This window comes from Terrirubrum flagellatum, from assembly GCF_022059845.1.
Classification (GTDB): Bacteria; Pseudomonadota; Alphaproteobacteria; order Rhizobiales; family Beijerinckiaceae; genus Terrirubrum; species Terrirubrum flagellatum.
On sequence record NZ_CP091851.1, the window covers coordinates 2,842,093 to 2,856,279 of the forward strand.

Consider the following 14,187-nt stretch of genomic DNA (forward strand, 5'->3'; position numbering starts at 1 on the left):
ATGACGATCGTTCCTTCGCGCAGGCAATTCCTGAAGGCCAGCGGGGCGCTGCTGATGATCGGCGCCGCGCCGGCGGCGCGCGGCCAGATTGCGCGCGCAATCGATGAGGCGACGCGCGGCCGGCCACTCGCGACCAGCGAAGTCGACGCCTTCTTTGCAATCCATGGCGATGGATCGGTGACCTTGTTCAGCGGCAAGGTCGATCTCGGAACCGGATTGCGGATCGCCTACAGGCAGATCGTCGCGGAAGAGCTCGGCGTCGGCGTCGATCGCATTCATCTGGTCGAAGGCGACACGGCGCTGACGCCTAATCAGGGGCCGACTTCAGGCAGCACCGGCATCGCGCAAGGCGGCATGCAAATCCGTCGCGCCGCCGCGACCGCGCGCGCCGCGCTGATCGACATGGCCGCGCAGCGGCTTGGCGTTCCCGTCGCCGATCTCGACACGGAGAATGGCGAGATTCGCGCCCGGAACGGTGGCGCGAGCGTTGGTTTCGGCGCGCTGATCGGCGATCGCCGCTTCGCGCTCAAAGTCGATGCGAAAGCATCGCTGCGTAATCCTGCGACCTATCGCGTGGTCGGAAAACCCGTTCCGCGGCCGGACCTTCCCGCAAAACTCACGGGACGGCATGTCTATATCCACGATTTCGCGGTCGAAGGGATGCTGCATGGCCGGGTGGCGCGCCCGCCAAGCATTGGCGCCTCGCTCGCATCGGTTGATGAATCCTCGATCGCGCAGATTCCTCGCGCGCGCATCGTCCGCATCAAGGATTTCCTCGGAGTCGTCGCCGCGGACGAGTGGGATGCGGTTCGCGCGCTGGCGGCGCTGAAAGCAAAATGGAACGATGGTCCCGCTCTCATCGGCGATGCGGCCCTGCCTGAGTGGATGCGCTCGGCGGAAGCCGCGGCGGGCGATGAAACGCCTCTCAAGCGCGGCGACGTCGCCACCGCATTCGCGGGAAATCAGAAGCGGATCGAAGCGGCCTATTACTGGCCGATGCAATCGCACGCCTCAATGGGGCCGTCCTGCGCCGTCGCCGACATGCGCAACGATGGCGCAACGATCTGGTGCGGCTCGCAAGGCACGCATCGATGGGCGCAAGCTTTCGCGAAGCTGCTCGGGCTGCCCGACGACAAGGTGCGCATGATCTATCTCGACGGCGCGGGTTGTTACGGCACCAACGGCCATGAGGACGCGGCGATGGACGCGGCGCTGCTGTCGCGCGCGGTCGGCCGGCCCGTGCGCGTGCAATGGTCGCGCGAAGACGAGCATGGCTGGGACCCGAAGGGACCGCCGCAATTGCTGCGCCTTGAGGCGTCGCTGTCGCCCGAAGGAAAAATCGAGGCGTGGCGCACGGAGATGTGGGTCACGAAGGCGACGGCCAATCTTCCGCACATCCCCCTGCTCGGGGCGGACGCGGCGGGAATACCGCAGCAGCAGGGATTCTCCACCGGCCTCGTCACCGGGAATGGCGACCCGCCCTACGACATGCCGAACATGGAGCTGCGCGTTCACTGGCTGAAGAGCGCGCCGTTGCGCACGTCCAATCTGAGGGCGCCGGGGAAGATCGGCAATGTCATGGCGGTCGAGGCGTTCATGGATGAACTCGCCTTCACCGCCGGCAAGGATCCGCTCGAATTCAGAATCGCCGCCATCAAAAATCCGCGCGGCCTCGAAGTTCTGCGCAAGGTCGGAGAGATGATGCGCTGGGAGCCGCGCGCCACGCCGCGCCGCGACGGCAAGGGACGCGGCGTCGCCTACACCCACTACAAGAACAACGAGACGCTTCTCGCCATGGGGATGGATGTCGAAGTCGATGCGAAGAGCGGCGTCATTCGCGTGCTGCGCGTCGCTTGCGCTCATGATTGCGGCCAGATCATCTCGCCCGACAATGTCCGCGCACAGGTCGAGGGCTGCATCCTCCAGACGATCAGCCGCGCGCTCTTCGAAGAAGTGAAGTTCGACGCCAAAGCCGTGACATCGACGGATTGGAGCTCCTATCCGATCCTGACAATGCCCGACGCGCCGAAGCTCGACATCGCTCTTATCGATCGGTCGACGGAACCGCCCATGGGCGCGGGAGAAGCCGCGGCGAGCCCGGTAGCGGCGGCCATCGCCAACGCGGTGTTCGATGCGACCGGCGCGCGCCTGCGATATGTTCCCTTCACGCCCGAGCGGGTGAAGCAGACGCTCGATAGCGTTCCGCGCGCGGGATGAGGGCGCGGATCAGGTGGGCGTCGGCTCGGCCAGCAAGGCGGCGAGCCGCGCCGCGTCTTCGCGCGTCTCGTTCAGCAGCCAATTGGTGAAGGTCGCGATCTTCGGCTTCTTCGCCGCGACCTTGGGGCAGACGATGTAGTAAGCGAAGGGAGCGGCGAACTTGACGTCGAAGAGACGCACCAGCCGCCCGGCCAGCAGATCGAGCGCGACCAGCGCCGAACGACTGAGCGCAACGCCTTGGCCGTCGATCGCCGCATCAATCGCCATGCTCGCCTGATTGAAGATCACGCCGCGCGTGGAATCGACGTCATCGACGCCGGCGAGTTCGAGCCATTGACGCCAGCTCTGCCGCTCGTCGCTGTGCAGAAGCGTGTGGCGCCTGAGATGTGAGAGTTCGCGAAGCGGATTTCGACCTTCGACGAGGCGCGGATTGCAGACGGGAAACAACTCTTCCGAGCACAGGCGCGTGACATGCAGTCCGGGCCATTCGCCTTCGCCATGCCGGATCGCGAGATCGACATCCTCGCGCGCGAAATCGACATGATGCATCGAGGCTGCGACACGCAGATCAATCTCCGGATGCGCGGCGACAAACCGTCCCAGTCGCGGCACAAGCCATTTCGCAGCGAAATTCGGCGACATGCTCACGGTGAGCACGCCGGTGCTCTGCCGATCGAGCAGATGCTCGGTCCCGGCCGCAAGGCGATCGAACACGTCGCGCGCCACTTCGAGATAATCGCGGCCCGCCTCGGTCAGCACGAGCCGCTGGCGCTCGCGATGAAACAGCGCAAGCCCGAGTTCGACCTCCAGCGCCTTCACCTGATGGCTGACCGCGCCCTGCGTGACGCTGAGTTCGGCGGCCGCTTTGGTGAAGCTCTCATGCCTCGCGGCGGCTTCAAACGCCCGCAGCGCATTGAGGTTGGGAAGTCGTCGGCGCATATCCCTGAATCATGAGAAAAACTAATGAAGGGTAGAGAAAGCATGCTTTGCGGACAAGCCCGCTTGCGCCCTAACAAGCGGCCATCGCCGGGCGCCGCCCGCGCACCCGGATGGACCTCATGACCGCCTCAACCAACATCTCTGTTCAGGACCTCGCCCGGCTCGCCGGCACCGCGGACCAGCCTGATCTCATCGACGTCAGGATCGACGATGATTTCGCGCGCGATCCCCGGTTGATGCCGGCCTCGATCCGCCGCAGCCACAAGCTCGTCGCTGACTGGATTGGCGAATTCGCCGGCCGCTCCGTCGTCGTCTCCTGCCAGCGCGGCGAAAAGCTGAGCCAGGGCGTTGCCGCCTGGCTGCGGCATGAAGGGATCGACGCGAAAAATCTCGAAGGCGGCTTCGAGGCCTGGGTGCGCGCCGATGCGCCGTTGGTGCGCGCGGAGGCCGTTCCACAGCGCGACGCCAAGGGGCGCACGGTTTGGGTGACGCGCGAACGGCCCAAGGTCGACCGCATCGCCTGCCCCTGGCTGATCCGCCGCTTCGTTGATCCCAACGCCGTCTTCCTGTTCGTCGAGGCGTCGCAGGTCGCGCCTGTCGCCGATCGCTTCAATGCGACTCCGTTCGATATCGATGGCGTGTTCTGGACCCATCGCGGCGAGCGTTGCACCTTCGACACGATGATCGAGGAATTTGGGCTCAAGTCCGAGGCGCTTGATCGACTTGCGACAATCGTGCGCGGCGCCGACACGGCGCGGCCCGATCTCGCGCCGCAGGCGCCGGGACTTCTCGCCGTCTCGCTTGGCCTGTCGCGTCTTGTCGACGATGATCTCAAACAACTCGACGCCGGCATGACGATCTATGACGCCTTCTATATCTGGTGCCGCGAGGCGACCGGGGAGACTCACAATTGGCCGAGCGTGAAGCCGCAGACAGAGAAAGCCCCGGCATGAGCGACGCGATCGCGACCGCAGGCGCGCCGCCCGCCGCGTCAAGCGCGCCCATGCATCATCCGACTCTGGCGGAAGCGTTTCCCGTGTGGCTGCGGGTCGCGCTCCTCTCGTTCGGCGGACCGGCCGGACAGATCGCGGTGATGCATCGCATTCTCGTCGATGAGAAGCGCTGGATCTCGGAGAACCGTTTCCTGCACGCGCTGAACTACTGCATGCTGCTGCCCGGCCCTGAAGCGCAGCAGCTCGCGACCTATATCGGCTGGCTGATGCATGGCGTGCGCGGCGGCGTCATCGCCGGCGGCCTGTTCATTCTGCCCGGCGTCGTCGCCATCATGGGGCTGAGCTATATCTACGCCGCCTATGGCAATGTCGGCATCGTCTCGGCGCTGTTCTTCGGGTTGAAGGCGGCCGTGCTCGCGATCGTGCTGCAAGCGGTGGCGCGCGTCGGCGCGCGGGCGCTGAAAAACCGCGTCATGATCGCGCTCGCAGCCGCCGCCTTTATTGCGATCTTCTTCCTCGAAGCGCCCTTCCCGCTCATCATCCTCGTTGCCGCGCTGATCGGCTATATCGGCGCGCGCTTTGGCTTGCGTCAGTTCGCGGTCGGCGGAGGCCATGGGTCGGCCGGCGCGAAAGCCGACGACCGGACCTTTCTGCTCGGCGACGATGCGGAGGCGCATGCGCAACCAGCCGTCTCCGCCTCGCTGCGGATCGCCGCGATCTGCCTCGCGCTCTGGCTCATTCCCGTGGCCGCGCTTCTCGCCATGTTCGGAACGGCGGACACGTTCAGCCAGATCGCGCTCTATTTCTCGAAGATGGCGATGGTGACCTTCGGCGGCGCCTACGCCGTGCTCGCCTATGTCGCGCAGCAGGCTGTGGAACAATATCACTGGCTGAAGCCTGGCGAGATGCTCGACGGGCTTGGCATGGCCGAGACGACGCCCGGCCCGCTGATCATGGTGCTGCAATTCGTGGGCTTCATGGCCGCCTATCGCGATCCCGGATCGCTGCCGCCGATGCTCGCCGGCACGCTCGGCGGATTGCTTGCAACCTGGGTGACGTTTGCGCCCTGCTTCCTCTGGATTTTCCTTGGCGCGCCCTTCATCGAAGTGATGCGCGGCGACAAGGCGCTCGCCGGCGCGCTCTCCGCGATCACCGCCGCGGTCGTCGGCGTCATCCTCAATCTGGCGATCTGGTTCGGCATTCACACGCTGTTCCATCAGGTTCAGCATGTCGCCGGATTCGGTCTCGCATTCGATGCGCCTGTTTTCGCCAGCGTGAACGTCTGGGCGCTCATTCTCTCAATCGCCGCCATTGTCGCCGTCTTCCGCTTCAAAGCCGACATGATCGCAACGCTGATCGCCTGCTCCGCGGCGGGCGTGGCGCTCTATCTCACCGGGATGATCGCGGCATGAGAGGCGTTCTCGCCTGCATAGGGCTTCTCGCGATGTTGACGCCAACGCCACTCCGCTCAGAGCCAATCTCATTCACCGCCGACAACCTCGGCCGCCTCCCTTCGACCTTTGAGACCGCGCTCACTGGCGGCGGACCGCCTCCTGTATGGCAGGTTGTCGCAGACAAGACGTCGGGCTCAGGCTACGCGCTCGCCCAGCTCAGCGCCGACAAGACTGACTATCGATTTCCGTTGGCGATCTACAAGTCGAAAGAGGCGCGCAATGTCAGCGTCCTTGTTCGGTTCAAGGCCGTCGCTGGCGCGGTCGATCGCGCCGCCGGCGTCGCGGTCCGTGTCGTCGACGCCAATAACTACTATGTCGTGCGAGCCAATGCGCTTGAAGACAATGTGCGCTTCTACAGAGTCGTCAGCGGACGCCGGAAAGAGCTTGCCGGGGCGAACGTCAAAGTGACCGCCGGAGAGTGGCATCGCCTTGGTCTGCGTGCGACGGATGATCGCTTCACGATTCTCTTCAACGATCGCGAGCTGTTTGCTATCCCGGATCGAACATTCGCGAATGCAGGACGTATCGCGCTCTGGACAAAGGCGGACAGCGTGACGCATTTCGATGATCTTGTTATCGACGATCTGCCATGAACGGAAGAGCGGCCGCTCTCTTCGCCCTCGCAGCGATCTTGCATGGCTACGGCGCCAGTGCGGCCGAAGCGTTTCGTCAACTCAACGGACGTGAAATTTCGGCGCATCTGACCGGGATGGAGCTCACCGACGAGGTTCACTGGGCTTTCGTTTTCTTGCAACAGAGCAGGTTTCAATCCTTTTCGATGGGAGCGAAGCAAGCCGGAACCTGGCGCGTGCGGAGAAATGAGCTCTGCATCGAACGCTCGAACGACGCCGTCCGTTGCTACGAAGTCTGGATGTCCGGCAAACAAATCCAGCTTCGGCGGCCGGGTCTCGATATTCACGATGAAGGTGTTCTGCAACGGCCGGCGAAACGGTCCTGAGATGGAACGCCATCAGTCTCCTGATCCTCTCAGCTTACACTCATCGCGATAATTGAGACCCTACGTGGACGCCATACGCGAGAAAGAACATCGGAGAATGGCGCTGATCCGCCCAGCGACCTATCTCTTCACGGCGCGCGCGTTGCGGGATTTCGGCGACGGCTTCGTCGCCGTGCTTTTGCCGGCCTATCTGACGGCGCTCGGTTTCACGCCTTTCCAGGTCGGCGTCGTCGCCACCGTGGCGCTGCTGGGATCAGCTTTGCTGACGCTGGCCATCGGGCTTCTCGGGATCAGATATGACAGCCGCCAACTGCTGCTGATTGCAGCCGCTGCAATGACGGCGACCGGCGTCGCATTCTCGATCGTTCATGACTACGCCCTTCTGCTGATTATCGCTTTCGTCGGGACGATCAATCCATCGGCCGGCAGCGTCAGCATCTTCGTGCCCCTGGAGCACGCCGTTCTGACGCGGGAGACCTCGGACGCGGGGCGGACAGCGGCGTTCGCCCGCTACAGTTTCGTCGGCGCGATGGCCGGGGCCATCGGCGCAACAACCGCTGCGATTCCAGACTTCCTCGCGCCGATCGGCTTTGATCTTCTCGCCAGCGTCAGAATGATGTTTGTCGTCTATGCGCTGCTCGGACTCGCCGGCGGCCTCGCGTATGCCCGCATCCCGGCCCGCGCTGCGCCCGCAGGAGGGCTTGCCACGGCGCCGCTCGGACCCTCGCGGGCGATCGTCATCAAGCTGGCGGCCCTCTTCAGCCTCGACGCGTTCGCCGGAGGTTTTGTTGTGCAATCCTTGCTCGCGCTCTGGCTGTTCGAGCGCTTCGACATGTCGCTCTCCGCCGCCGGCTTTTTCTTCTTCTGGTCGGGTCTGCTTTCGGCGTTCTCATTCCCGGTCGCGGCGTGGCTGTCGCGCCGGGTCGGCCTCGTGAACACGATGGTGTTCACGCATATCCCGTCCAGCCTGTGCCTGATCTTCGCGGCGATCGCTCCAACATTGCCGTTGGCGCTCGCTTTGCTGCTGATCCGCGCCGCGCTGTCGCAGATGGATGTGCCTACGCGATCATCCTATGTGATGGCGGTCGTCACGCCGCTTGAGCGGCCTGCGGCTGCGAGCTTCACGTCGGTTCCACGCAGTCTCGCAGCGGCGGCCAGTCCGGCGCTGGCCGGCGCGCTTTTCGCAGCCTCCTATCGCGCATGGCCGCTTCTGATCTGCGGCGGCCTGAAGATCGCCTATGATTTTCTGCTCCTCCTCCAGTTTCGGCATGTGCGGCCGCCCGAGGAACAGAAGTGACGCGCCTCACTTCTCTTTCCAGGCGCCCCAGGTGATCGTCTTGCCCGGCGCCCAGCTCGCATAATTCTTCACGCGCGGATGCGCCGCCTCGATCACGGGATCGTAGTAGAGGCCGACGATCGGGATCTGCTCACGCATCATCGCGTGCAGCTTCCTGAAGTCTTCCTTGCGCCTGGCGTCATCGAGCACGGTCCCGCTGTCTGCGAGAATCGTGATCGCCTGCGGATCATCCCATTGCGCCCACGGGTTCTTGTCCTTCTCGGCAATGAGAGCCGCATACATCTGCGTCGGATCGAAGCGCGCGGAATAGCCGAAAGACTGAAGCTGGAAATTGCCTTTGAGATAATTGTCGAGCTGCGTCGCCCAATCAAGAACTTCGAGCTCCACCTTGAATCCCGCCTGCGTCAGCATCGCCTGCGTAAGCACGGCGTTGTCATACATGCTGGTGTAGCGCTTGTTGGTCTGGATCTTCAGAGTCTGGCCGGCGTAACCCGCCTCCTTCGCGAGCGCCTGCGCTTTTTTCGGATCGTAATCGGGCCACGCCATGAAGCTCTCGTCATAATAGGAGCTGGAATCGCTGACGCCGGAAGGATTGGCCTTGGTCAGCCCAGAGCTTCTCACTTCGGCGATCTGCTCGCGGTCGATCGCGTGCGCGAGCGCCAGCCTCAGTTTTTGATTGGAGAGAAGCGGGTCCTTCGTCTGGATCAGGATCGCCGCGAAACCGAGGCCCGGTTTGGTGGAAATCGCGACCTTGCGCTTCTTCAGTTCCTCGACGCGATCGCTTTCAATATCAGGCAGGATGTCCACGGCGCCGGTTTGCAGCGCCGCCTCCGCCGCGCTGGCGTCCGGCACCACGCGGAAGACGACCTGGTCGAAATTCATGATGCGCGCGCCGGCATAGCCGCTCGGCGGCGCCTTGCTCGCACTGTAGTTCGCAAAGCGCTCAAGCGTAATGGCTTCACCGCGTTTCCATTCCTTCAGCTTCAGCGGACCGGTGCCGATAGGATTCCACTTTCCCTCCGCTTCGACGCTCCGGGGATGGCTGACGAGAATGCCGCACTGGATATTCGCAAGCTGCTTCAGGAACAGCGCGTTCGGACGCGCCAGTTTGTAGACGACCGTATCAGGCGCAGGCGTCTCCAGCGCCTCGACTTTCAATCCCTGATTGTCGTCGAACAGGCGTTTGCAGGTCCATGCGGCTTGCGTGAACTGCCGATCCCAGCTCCATTTCACCTCGGCCGAAGTCAGCGGCGCGCCATTGTGAAAAGTCACGCCGGAGCGGAGCTTGAATGTGTAAGTCTTGCCGTCCTCCGAAATCGTCCAGCTTTCCGCCAGCGCCGGTCCAACGGTGAGGTCGGCCTGAAACGCCACCAGCCCCTCGAAAATCTGATGGGCGACCGTATCGGTCTGCGCGTCGCGATTGATGCCGGGCTCGAGGCTGCGGATGTCGGAGTTCAGCCGCACGATCAAAGAGCCGCCGCGTACCGGTTCCTGGGCATGAGCGAAACTCGCCGCCAGCGTCGTGAAGAGCGCCGCGCGCAGCAAGGATTTCATCATCTCGACCCTCCCGCGGCCGAAAGCACAGCATGGGCGCCGCGCGCGCCATAGAACTCATCGAAGAAACTGACGACCGCCGGACCGAGCCCATCGGCGCCGTGAGCGACGCCAGGGACGACATCATGCCGCACGGCGATTCCGTGATGGAGAAAACTTTTCTTCAGCGCCTCCATCCGCTCCAGCCGGTCGCCGCCCATGAGATCGGCGCCGGTCATCCAGAGTGGACTCTTCGGCGTCATGGCGATCTCCCAGGTCTCTTTATCGTCGCCGCCAATCACCATCTGTACGGCGACGTTGCGCATCGCCTTGAGATCGATCGATCTCCCGAACTTGCCGGAGAAATCGCGCACGCCGACCCAATAGTCGTGATCGAAATCGAGCAGCGTCACCACGCCCGGCGCGCCGATCGACACCGCCGACAGCCGCTTGGGATGGAGATAGAGAAACCGATGCGCGAAATGCCCGCCGCCGGAAAAGCCCGACAACGCAAAACGATCGACATTCAGGCGATAGCGCGCGGCGATCTCTTCGATCATGGCGAGCAGAACAAAATCATAGCGCACCGCGCCCGGCCGCAGCATCTTGTAGCTCGACAACTCGCCACGCTCCTCGATGCCGCCGGGGAACAGCGGAACGAGAACAATCACATCGCGTTTCTCGGCAAGAGCAACGAACTGCTCGCGGCAGGCGAAGATATTGCGCGCGGTCCCATGGATATTGACGAGCAGGTCATAGCGGCGATCATCCGCCTCATCGTAGCTGTCAGGCACATAGAGGCAGTAGGCGAAGCGCTGATCATAGGCGCAGGCATAGACCGTCGTCCGGCCGAAATCATAATAGGACAGCTTGTCGCCGTGGCCGGGTTGACGTCGCATGTTCAATCCTTGTTGCGGGGGTCGATCGGCGTCTCGATCGACGCATGCGCCTCGATGGTTTCAGCCGCATCGAAACAGAGATCTTCGCGTCCTTGTCCGGCGACAATCTGCACGCCGACGGGAACGCCCTCGTGAAGACCTGTGGGAACCGCGAGGCCCGGCAAACCAAGCACCGAGATCGCCGTCATCGGCGCCTGCGCCGCGAGGATGCGCGCTGTCGCTTCGACGCTTTCGACATCGCTTCCGACAGGAAACGGCAAGTCGAGCGATACCGGCATCAGCACAACGGGATAATCGACCAGGAACTGTCGCCATTTCCTCAGCAGCGAAAGACGCTGACCGAGCCCTGCGAGCGCGTCGGCGGCGTCGAATTTCGGCCATGCGCCGCGCCACAACGCGATTGCGCGCTTGATGCCATCGTCGCCGTTCTTCTCGATCAGCGGCTCGAGACTCGCGATGACGTCAGGCATCGCGATCTGCGGCCAGAGCGCCGCGCACTCCCGCAGCGCCGGCGCCGCAATCTCCTCAACGATGTAGCCTGCGGCGGCGAGCGCCTTCGCAGCGACATCAAGCGCGGCCGTCACAGCGGGATGTTGCGGCGAGCCAAAACCGTTGCGAACAAGCGCAACGCGCAATGGCGCGTTGCGCTCTGGCGCTGATTCAACCGGTGTCCAGCGCGCGTCGCGCAGATCTTCGCGCGCCATTGCGGCGAAAGCCAATCTGTTGTCCGCGACAGTGCGCGTCAGCGGCCCCTGCACCGCCATCAACGCCGAAGAAATCGTGCCGGCGCCGGTCGCGCTGGCGTTGAATGAGGGCACGCGGCCATAACTCGGGCGAAGCCCCACGAGGCCGCAGCAATAGGCGGGATAACGCACCGAGCCCGCGATATCGTTGCCATGGGCGATCGGCCCCATGCCTGTCGCGACGGCCGCGGCCGCGCCGCCGCTCGATCCGCCGCAGGTGCGCTTCGCATCCCAGGGATTGAGCGTCAGCCCGTGCAACGCATTGTCCGTGAACCAGCGCATGGAATAGCAGGGCGTGTTGGTGCGGCCGATCACGATCGCGCCCGCATGACGAAAATTGCGGACGACAGGATTATCCTCGATCGCGATGAGGTTCTTGTAGGCGACGACGCCGTTATCGGTCGGCAAACCCGTCTGATCGATATTGACCTTGATTGTGACAGGCACGCCGTGCAACGCGCCTAGAGCTTCGCCACGCCGCTGCGCGGCGTCAGCGCGATCGGCTTCGGCGCGCGCCTCATCGGCGAGCACGCGTGCAACTGCATTGACGACGGGGTTCACCTTTTCGAGCCGGGAGAGGCAGGACTCGACCGCCTCGCGCGCAGACGCGCGGCCATGGCGGATCAGCGTCGCGACCTCGCGCGCCTCCATCCGCCAGAGTTCGGTCGGCGCTCCCGAAGAGGAAAGGCGGGCGGGCGGCTGGGGCGTCGGATTGTCCATGGGCTCCCGAAGTCCGTGGAGACCGATCGGTCCCGAGACTGCTCTTTGTGGCGAGATGAAACAACAAGCCACAGCCGCTTTGCAAGCGCCAAATCGCGCGCGACCCGCTCTTCTCGCGAGATTTCGACGCTCCCGCCGCCAGAACGGCGCCGGCAAAACGACCCCGCTTAGAATTCGCCGCCTCCCGCGGGCTGATATTGACGGAGTTCTCGCACCTCGCGTTCAAAATGCCGGTCGCGCAGGCGGAATTGAGTCTAATTGCTGCGGCGGGTTCAATCTGCCCATCGCGTGCGCAGACTCCCCAAAAAGACGTTGAGCGCGTTTCCCATAACGCCTATCGAAAGACCGCCGCGCCCTGCCTGCGAGTCTGGCCCGGCTAAGCTGTTCCGAACTTGCCTTTTGTATTTTTTGTTCACATAGTACGAATATCGCCCGAACCTGATCCGCCGCCTCGGAAGGAGCGCCATGAACTACGCCGCCCACACCCCGAACCACGGATCGAACGAGCCGCTGACCGAAGAGCGCATGAAGGCCTACTGGATGCCCTTCACGCCCAACCGGCAGTTCAAGACGAAGCCCAGGCTCTTCGTCGGCGCGGAAGGCATGTACTACATTGCGGCGGATGGACGCCGCATTCTCGACGGCATGGCCGGTCTCTGGTGCGTCAACGCCGGGCACAACCAGCCGCGCATCTCGGCGGCGATCAAGAACCAGATCGACCAGCTCGATTATGTCTCGTCCTTCCAGATGAGCCATCCGCTGGCTTTCACGCTGGCGGAGCGCATCGCTGCGCTCGCGCCGGAGGGCCTCAATCACGTCTTCTACGTCAACTCAGGGTCGGAGGCGGTCGACACCGCGCTGAAGATCGCGCGCGCCTATCACAAGGCGCGCGGCGAGGCGCATCGCACCCGCCTGATCGGCCGCGCCAAGGCCTATCACGGCGTCGGCTTCGGCGGATTGTCGGTCGCGGGCATCGCGCCGCATCGGCGCGATTTCGGACCGCTGCTTCCCGACGTTTCGCACCTGCCGCACACGCGCAATCTCGAACACAACGCGTTCTCGCGCGGCCAGCCGAAATGGGGGGCGCATCTCGCCGACGAGCTCGAAAATCTCTGCGCGATTTATGATCCCTCGACGATCGCCGCCGTGATCGTTGAACCCGTGACGGGTGCCGGCGGCGTGCTGCCGCCGCCCGTCGGCTATCTCGAAAAGCTGCGCGCCATCTGCGACAAGCACGGTATCCTGCTGATCCTCGATGAAGTCATCACCGGGTTCGGTCGCCTCGGCGCTTCCTTCGGCTCGGTCGCGCTCAATGTCACGCCCGATATCATCACTTGCGCCAAGGGCATGACGAACGCCGCCGTGCCCATGGGCGGCGTTATCGTCAACGACAAGGTGCATGACGCCTTCATGCAGGGTCCGGCGAATGTGACGGAGTTCATGCATGGCTACACCTATTCCGGCCATCCCCTCGCCTGCGCCGCCGCGCTCGCCTCGATCGAAACCTATGAGGAGCTTGATCTGTTCGAGCGCGCCGCGAAGACTGCGCCTATCTGGGAGAATGCCGCGCATGGGCTGAAGGGCGCGCCGCATGTCATCGACATCCGCAATCTTGGCCTGCTGGCCGCGATCGAACTCGCGCCGCGCGAAGGCGAGCCGGCGGCGCGCGGCGCCTTCGTCGCGAGCTATTGCTTCGAAAAGGGCGTGCTGGTGCGCGGCGCCGGCGACACAATCGTGCTGTCGCCGCCGCTCATCATCAACGATTCCGAGATCGACCGCATCTTCTCGACCATCGCTGACGGCTTGCGGCTCTGCTCCTGACCGGAGATAGTCTGGCCGCATCACGAGAGGTCCTCATGAGCGACGGCGTCACCACGGTTACTGAGCTGCGCGAGCATTACGCGCAGCCGGGCGAGAACACGCCGAAGAAGATCCTTGCTGTGCTCGACGCCCATGCGAAACGCTTCATTTCGCTCTCGCCCTTCCTGACGATCGCGACCTATGGCGCGGACGGCGCCGATTGTTCGCCGCGCGGCGACGAGCCAGGCTTCGTGCAGGTGGTTGACGATGTGACGCTGCGCCTGCCGGACAGGCGCGGCAACAATCTGCTCGACACGATGCAGAATGTGCTGGCGAAACCGGAAGTCGGGCTTCTCTTCTTCGTGCCCGGGATCAACGAAACGCTGCGCGTCAACGGCGCCGCGACAATCGTCACGGACAAGGCGCTGCTCGAGCCGCTGGCGATCAAGAAGCTGATTCCCGCTTCAGCGCTCGAAGTGAAGATCAGGCAGGTCTATTTCCACTGCGGTCGCTCGCTTCTGCGCGCTGATCTCTGGAATTCCGAGAAGAAGCTCAGCCGCGAGGATTTTCCGCGGCTTGGCACCATTCTTGCGGACCAGATTCCTGGCGTCGATGGCGAGAAGGCCAACGCCAATCTCGAAGTCGCCTACACCACGAACCTCTACTGAGGCGCA

At 63.7% G+C, this 14,187-nt stretch carries 12 protein-coding genes; 8 read left to right on the plus strand and 4 right to left on the minus strand.

Going from position 1 to position 14,187, the window contains the following annotated elements; genetic code table 11:
* On the plus strand, positions 1-2,217 hold the full coding sequence (locus L8F45_RS13835; protein WP_342358467.1) for a xanthine dehydrogenase family protein molybdopterin-binding subunit: 2,217 nt from the start codon (positions 1-3) through the stop codon (positions 2,215-2,217).
* A gap of 9 nt (positions 2,218-2,226) precedes the next feature.
* Here L8F45_RS13835 and L8F45_RS13840 read toward each other — a convergent pair whose 3' ends face one another.
* Positions 2,227-3,156, minus strand: coding sequence for a transcriptional regulator GcvA (locus L8F45_RS13840; RefSeq protein WP_342358468.1), 930 nt, complete (start codon positions 3,154-3,156; stop codon positions 2,227-2,229).
* 119 nt (positions 3,157-3,275) lie between these two features.
* On the opposite strand from L8F45_RS13840, the gene L8F45_RS13845 reads away from it, so the two are divergent.
* From L8F45_RS13845 to L8F45_RS13865, 5 genes are all read left to right on the plus strand, one after another.
* A complete protein-coding gene (locus L8F45_RS13845; RefSeq protein WP_342358469.1) occupies positions 3,276-4,109 on the plus strand; it encodes a chromate resistance protein ChrB domain-containing protein in 834 nt (277 codons plus the stop codon).
* On the plus strand, positions 4,106-5,521 hold the full coding sequence (chrA, locus tag L8F45_RS13850) for a chromate efflux transporter (RefSeq protein ID WP_342358470.1): 1,416 nt from the start codon (positions 4,106-4,108) through the stop codon (positions 5,519-5,521). Before L8F45_RS13845 ends, chrA begins: the two co-directional genes overlap by 4 nt.
* A complete protein-coding gene (locus L8F45_RS13855; RefSeq protein ID WP_342358471.1) occupies positions 5,518-6,156 on the plus strand; it encodes a hypothetical protein in 639 nt (212 codons plus the stop codon). The genes chrA and L8F45_RS13855 overlap by 4 nt, the downstream gene beginning before the upstream one ends.
* Positions 6,153-6,521: a hypothetical protein gene (locus tag L8F45_RS13860; protein ID WP_342358472.1), complete on the plus strand. Its 369-nt coding sequence runs from the start codon at positions 6,153-6,155 to the stop codon at positions 6,519-6,521. The genes L8F45_RS13855 and L8F45_RS13860 overlap by 4 nt, the downstream gene beginning before the upstream one ends.
* Positions 6,522-6,618: 97 nt before the next feature.
* Complete coding sequence (locus tag L8F45_RS13865; RefSeq protein ID WP_342358473.1) at positions 6,619-7,818, plus strand: MFS transporter; 1,200 nt, start codon at positions 6,619-6,621, stop codon at positions 7,816-7,818.
* A gap of 6 nt (positions 7,819-7,824) precedes the next feature.
* On the opposite strand, the gene L8F45_RS13870 is transcribed toward L8F45_RS13865, so the two are convergent.
* From L8F45_RS13870 to L8F45_RS13880, 3 genes are read right to left on the minus strand one after another with little or no spacing between them, the layout of a single operon-like run.
* On the minus strand, positions 7,825-9,375 hold the full coding sequence (locus tag L8F45_RS13870; protein ID WP_342358474.1) for an ABC transporter substrate-binding protein: 1,551 nt from the start codon (positions 9,373-9,375) through the stop codon (positions 7,825-7,827).
* Entirely contained in the window at positions 9,372-10,250 is an 879-nt protein-coding gene (locus tag L8F45_RS13875) for a PHB depolymerase family esterase (RefSeq protein WP_342358475.1), read from the minus strand. Before L8F45_RS13875 ends, L8F45_RS13870 begins: the two co-directional genes overlap by 4 nt.
* Positions 10,251-10,252: 2 nt before the next feature.
* Positions 10,253-11,713 carry an amidase gene (locus L8F45_RS13880; RefSeq protein ID WP_342358476.1) on the minus strand — a complete coding sequence of 487 codons (1,461 nt, stop codon included), beginning with the start codon at positions 11,711-11,713 and terminating at the stop codon, positions 10,253-10,255.
* 465 nt (positions 11,714-12,178) lie between these two features.
* On the opposite strand from L8F45_RS13880, the gene aptA reads away from it, so the two are divergent.
* Positions 12,179-13,534 carry an omega-aminotransferase AptA gene (aptA, locus tag L8F45_RS13885; protein WP_342358477.1) on the plus strand — a complete coding sequence of 452 codons (1,356 nt, stop codon included), beginning with the start codon at positions 12,179-12,181 and terminating at the stop codon, positions 13,532-13,534.
* A gap of 35 nt (positions 13,535-13,569) precedes the next feature.
* Positions 13,570-14,181: an MSMEG_1061 family FMN-dependent PPOX-type flavoprotein gene (locus tag L8F45_RS13890; protein ID WP_342358478.1), complete on the plus strand. Its 612-nt coding sequence runs from the start codon at positions 13,570-13,572 to the stop codon at positions 14,179-14,181.
* Positions 14,182-14,187: the final 6 nt, after the last annotated feature.

Excerpts from the sequence above, each read along its gene's own strand:
- L8F45_RS13835 (WP_342358467.1), top strand. The coding sequence starts at position 1 with ATGACGATCGTTCCTTCGCGCAGGCAATTCCTGAAGGCCAGCGGGGCG.
- L8F45_RS13840 (WP_342358468.1), bottom strand. The coding sequence starts at position 3,156 with ATGCGCCGACGACTTCCCAACCTCAATGCGCTGCGGGCGTTTGAAGCC.
- L8F45_RS13845 (WP_342358469.1), top strand. The coding sequence starts at position 3,276 with ATGACCGCCTCAACCAACATCTCTGTTCAGGACCTCGCCCGGCTCGCC.
- chrA (WP_342358470.1), top strand. The coding sequence starts at position 4,106 with ATGAGCGACGCGATCGCGACCGCAGGCGCGCCGCCCGCCGCGTCAAGC.
- L8F45_RS13855 (WP_342358471.1), top strand. The coding sequence starts at position 5,518 with ATGAGAGGCGTTCTCGCCTGCATAGGGCTTCTCGCGATGTTGACGCCA.
- L8F45_RS13860 (WP_342358472.1), top strand. The coding sequence starts at position 6,153 with ATGAACGGAAGAGCGGCCGCTCTCTTCGCCCTCGCAGCGATCTTGCAT.
- L8F45_RS13865 (WP_342358473.1), top strand. The coding sequence starts at position 6,619 with ATGGCGCTGATCCGCCCAGCGACCTATCTCTTCACGGCGCGCGCGTTG.
- L8F45_RS13870 (WP_342358474.1), bottom strand. The coding sequence starts at position 9,375 with ATGATGAAATCCTTGCTGCGCGCGGCGCTCTTCACGACGCTGGCGGCG.
- L8F45_RS13875 (WP_342358475.1), bottom strand. The coding sequence starts at position 10,250 with ATGCGACGTCAACCCGGCCACGGCGACAAGCTGTCCTATTATGATTTC.
- L8F45_RS13880 (WP_342358476.1), bottom strand. The coding sequence starts at position 11,713 with ATGGACAATCCGACGCCCCAGCCGCCCGCCCGCCTTTCCTCTTCGGGA.
- aptA (WP_342358477.1), top strand. The coding sequence starts at position 12,179 with ATGAACTACGCCGCCCACACCCCGAACCACGGATCGAACGAGCCGCTG.
- L8F45_RS13890 (WP_342358478.1), top strand. The coding sequence starts at position 13,570 with ATGAGCGACGGCGTCACCACGGTTACTGAGCTGCGCGAGCATTACGCG.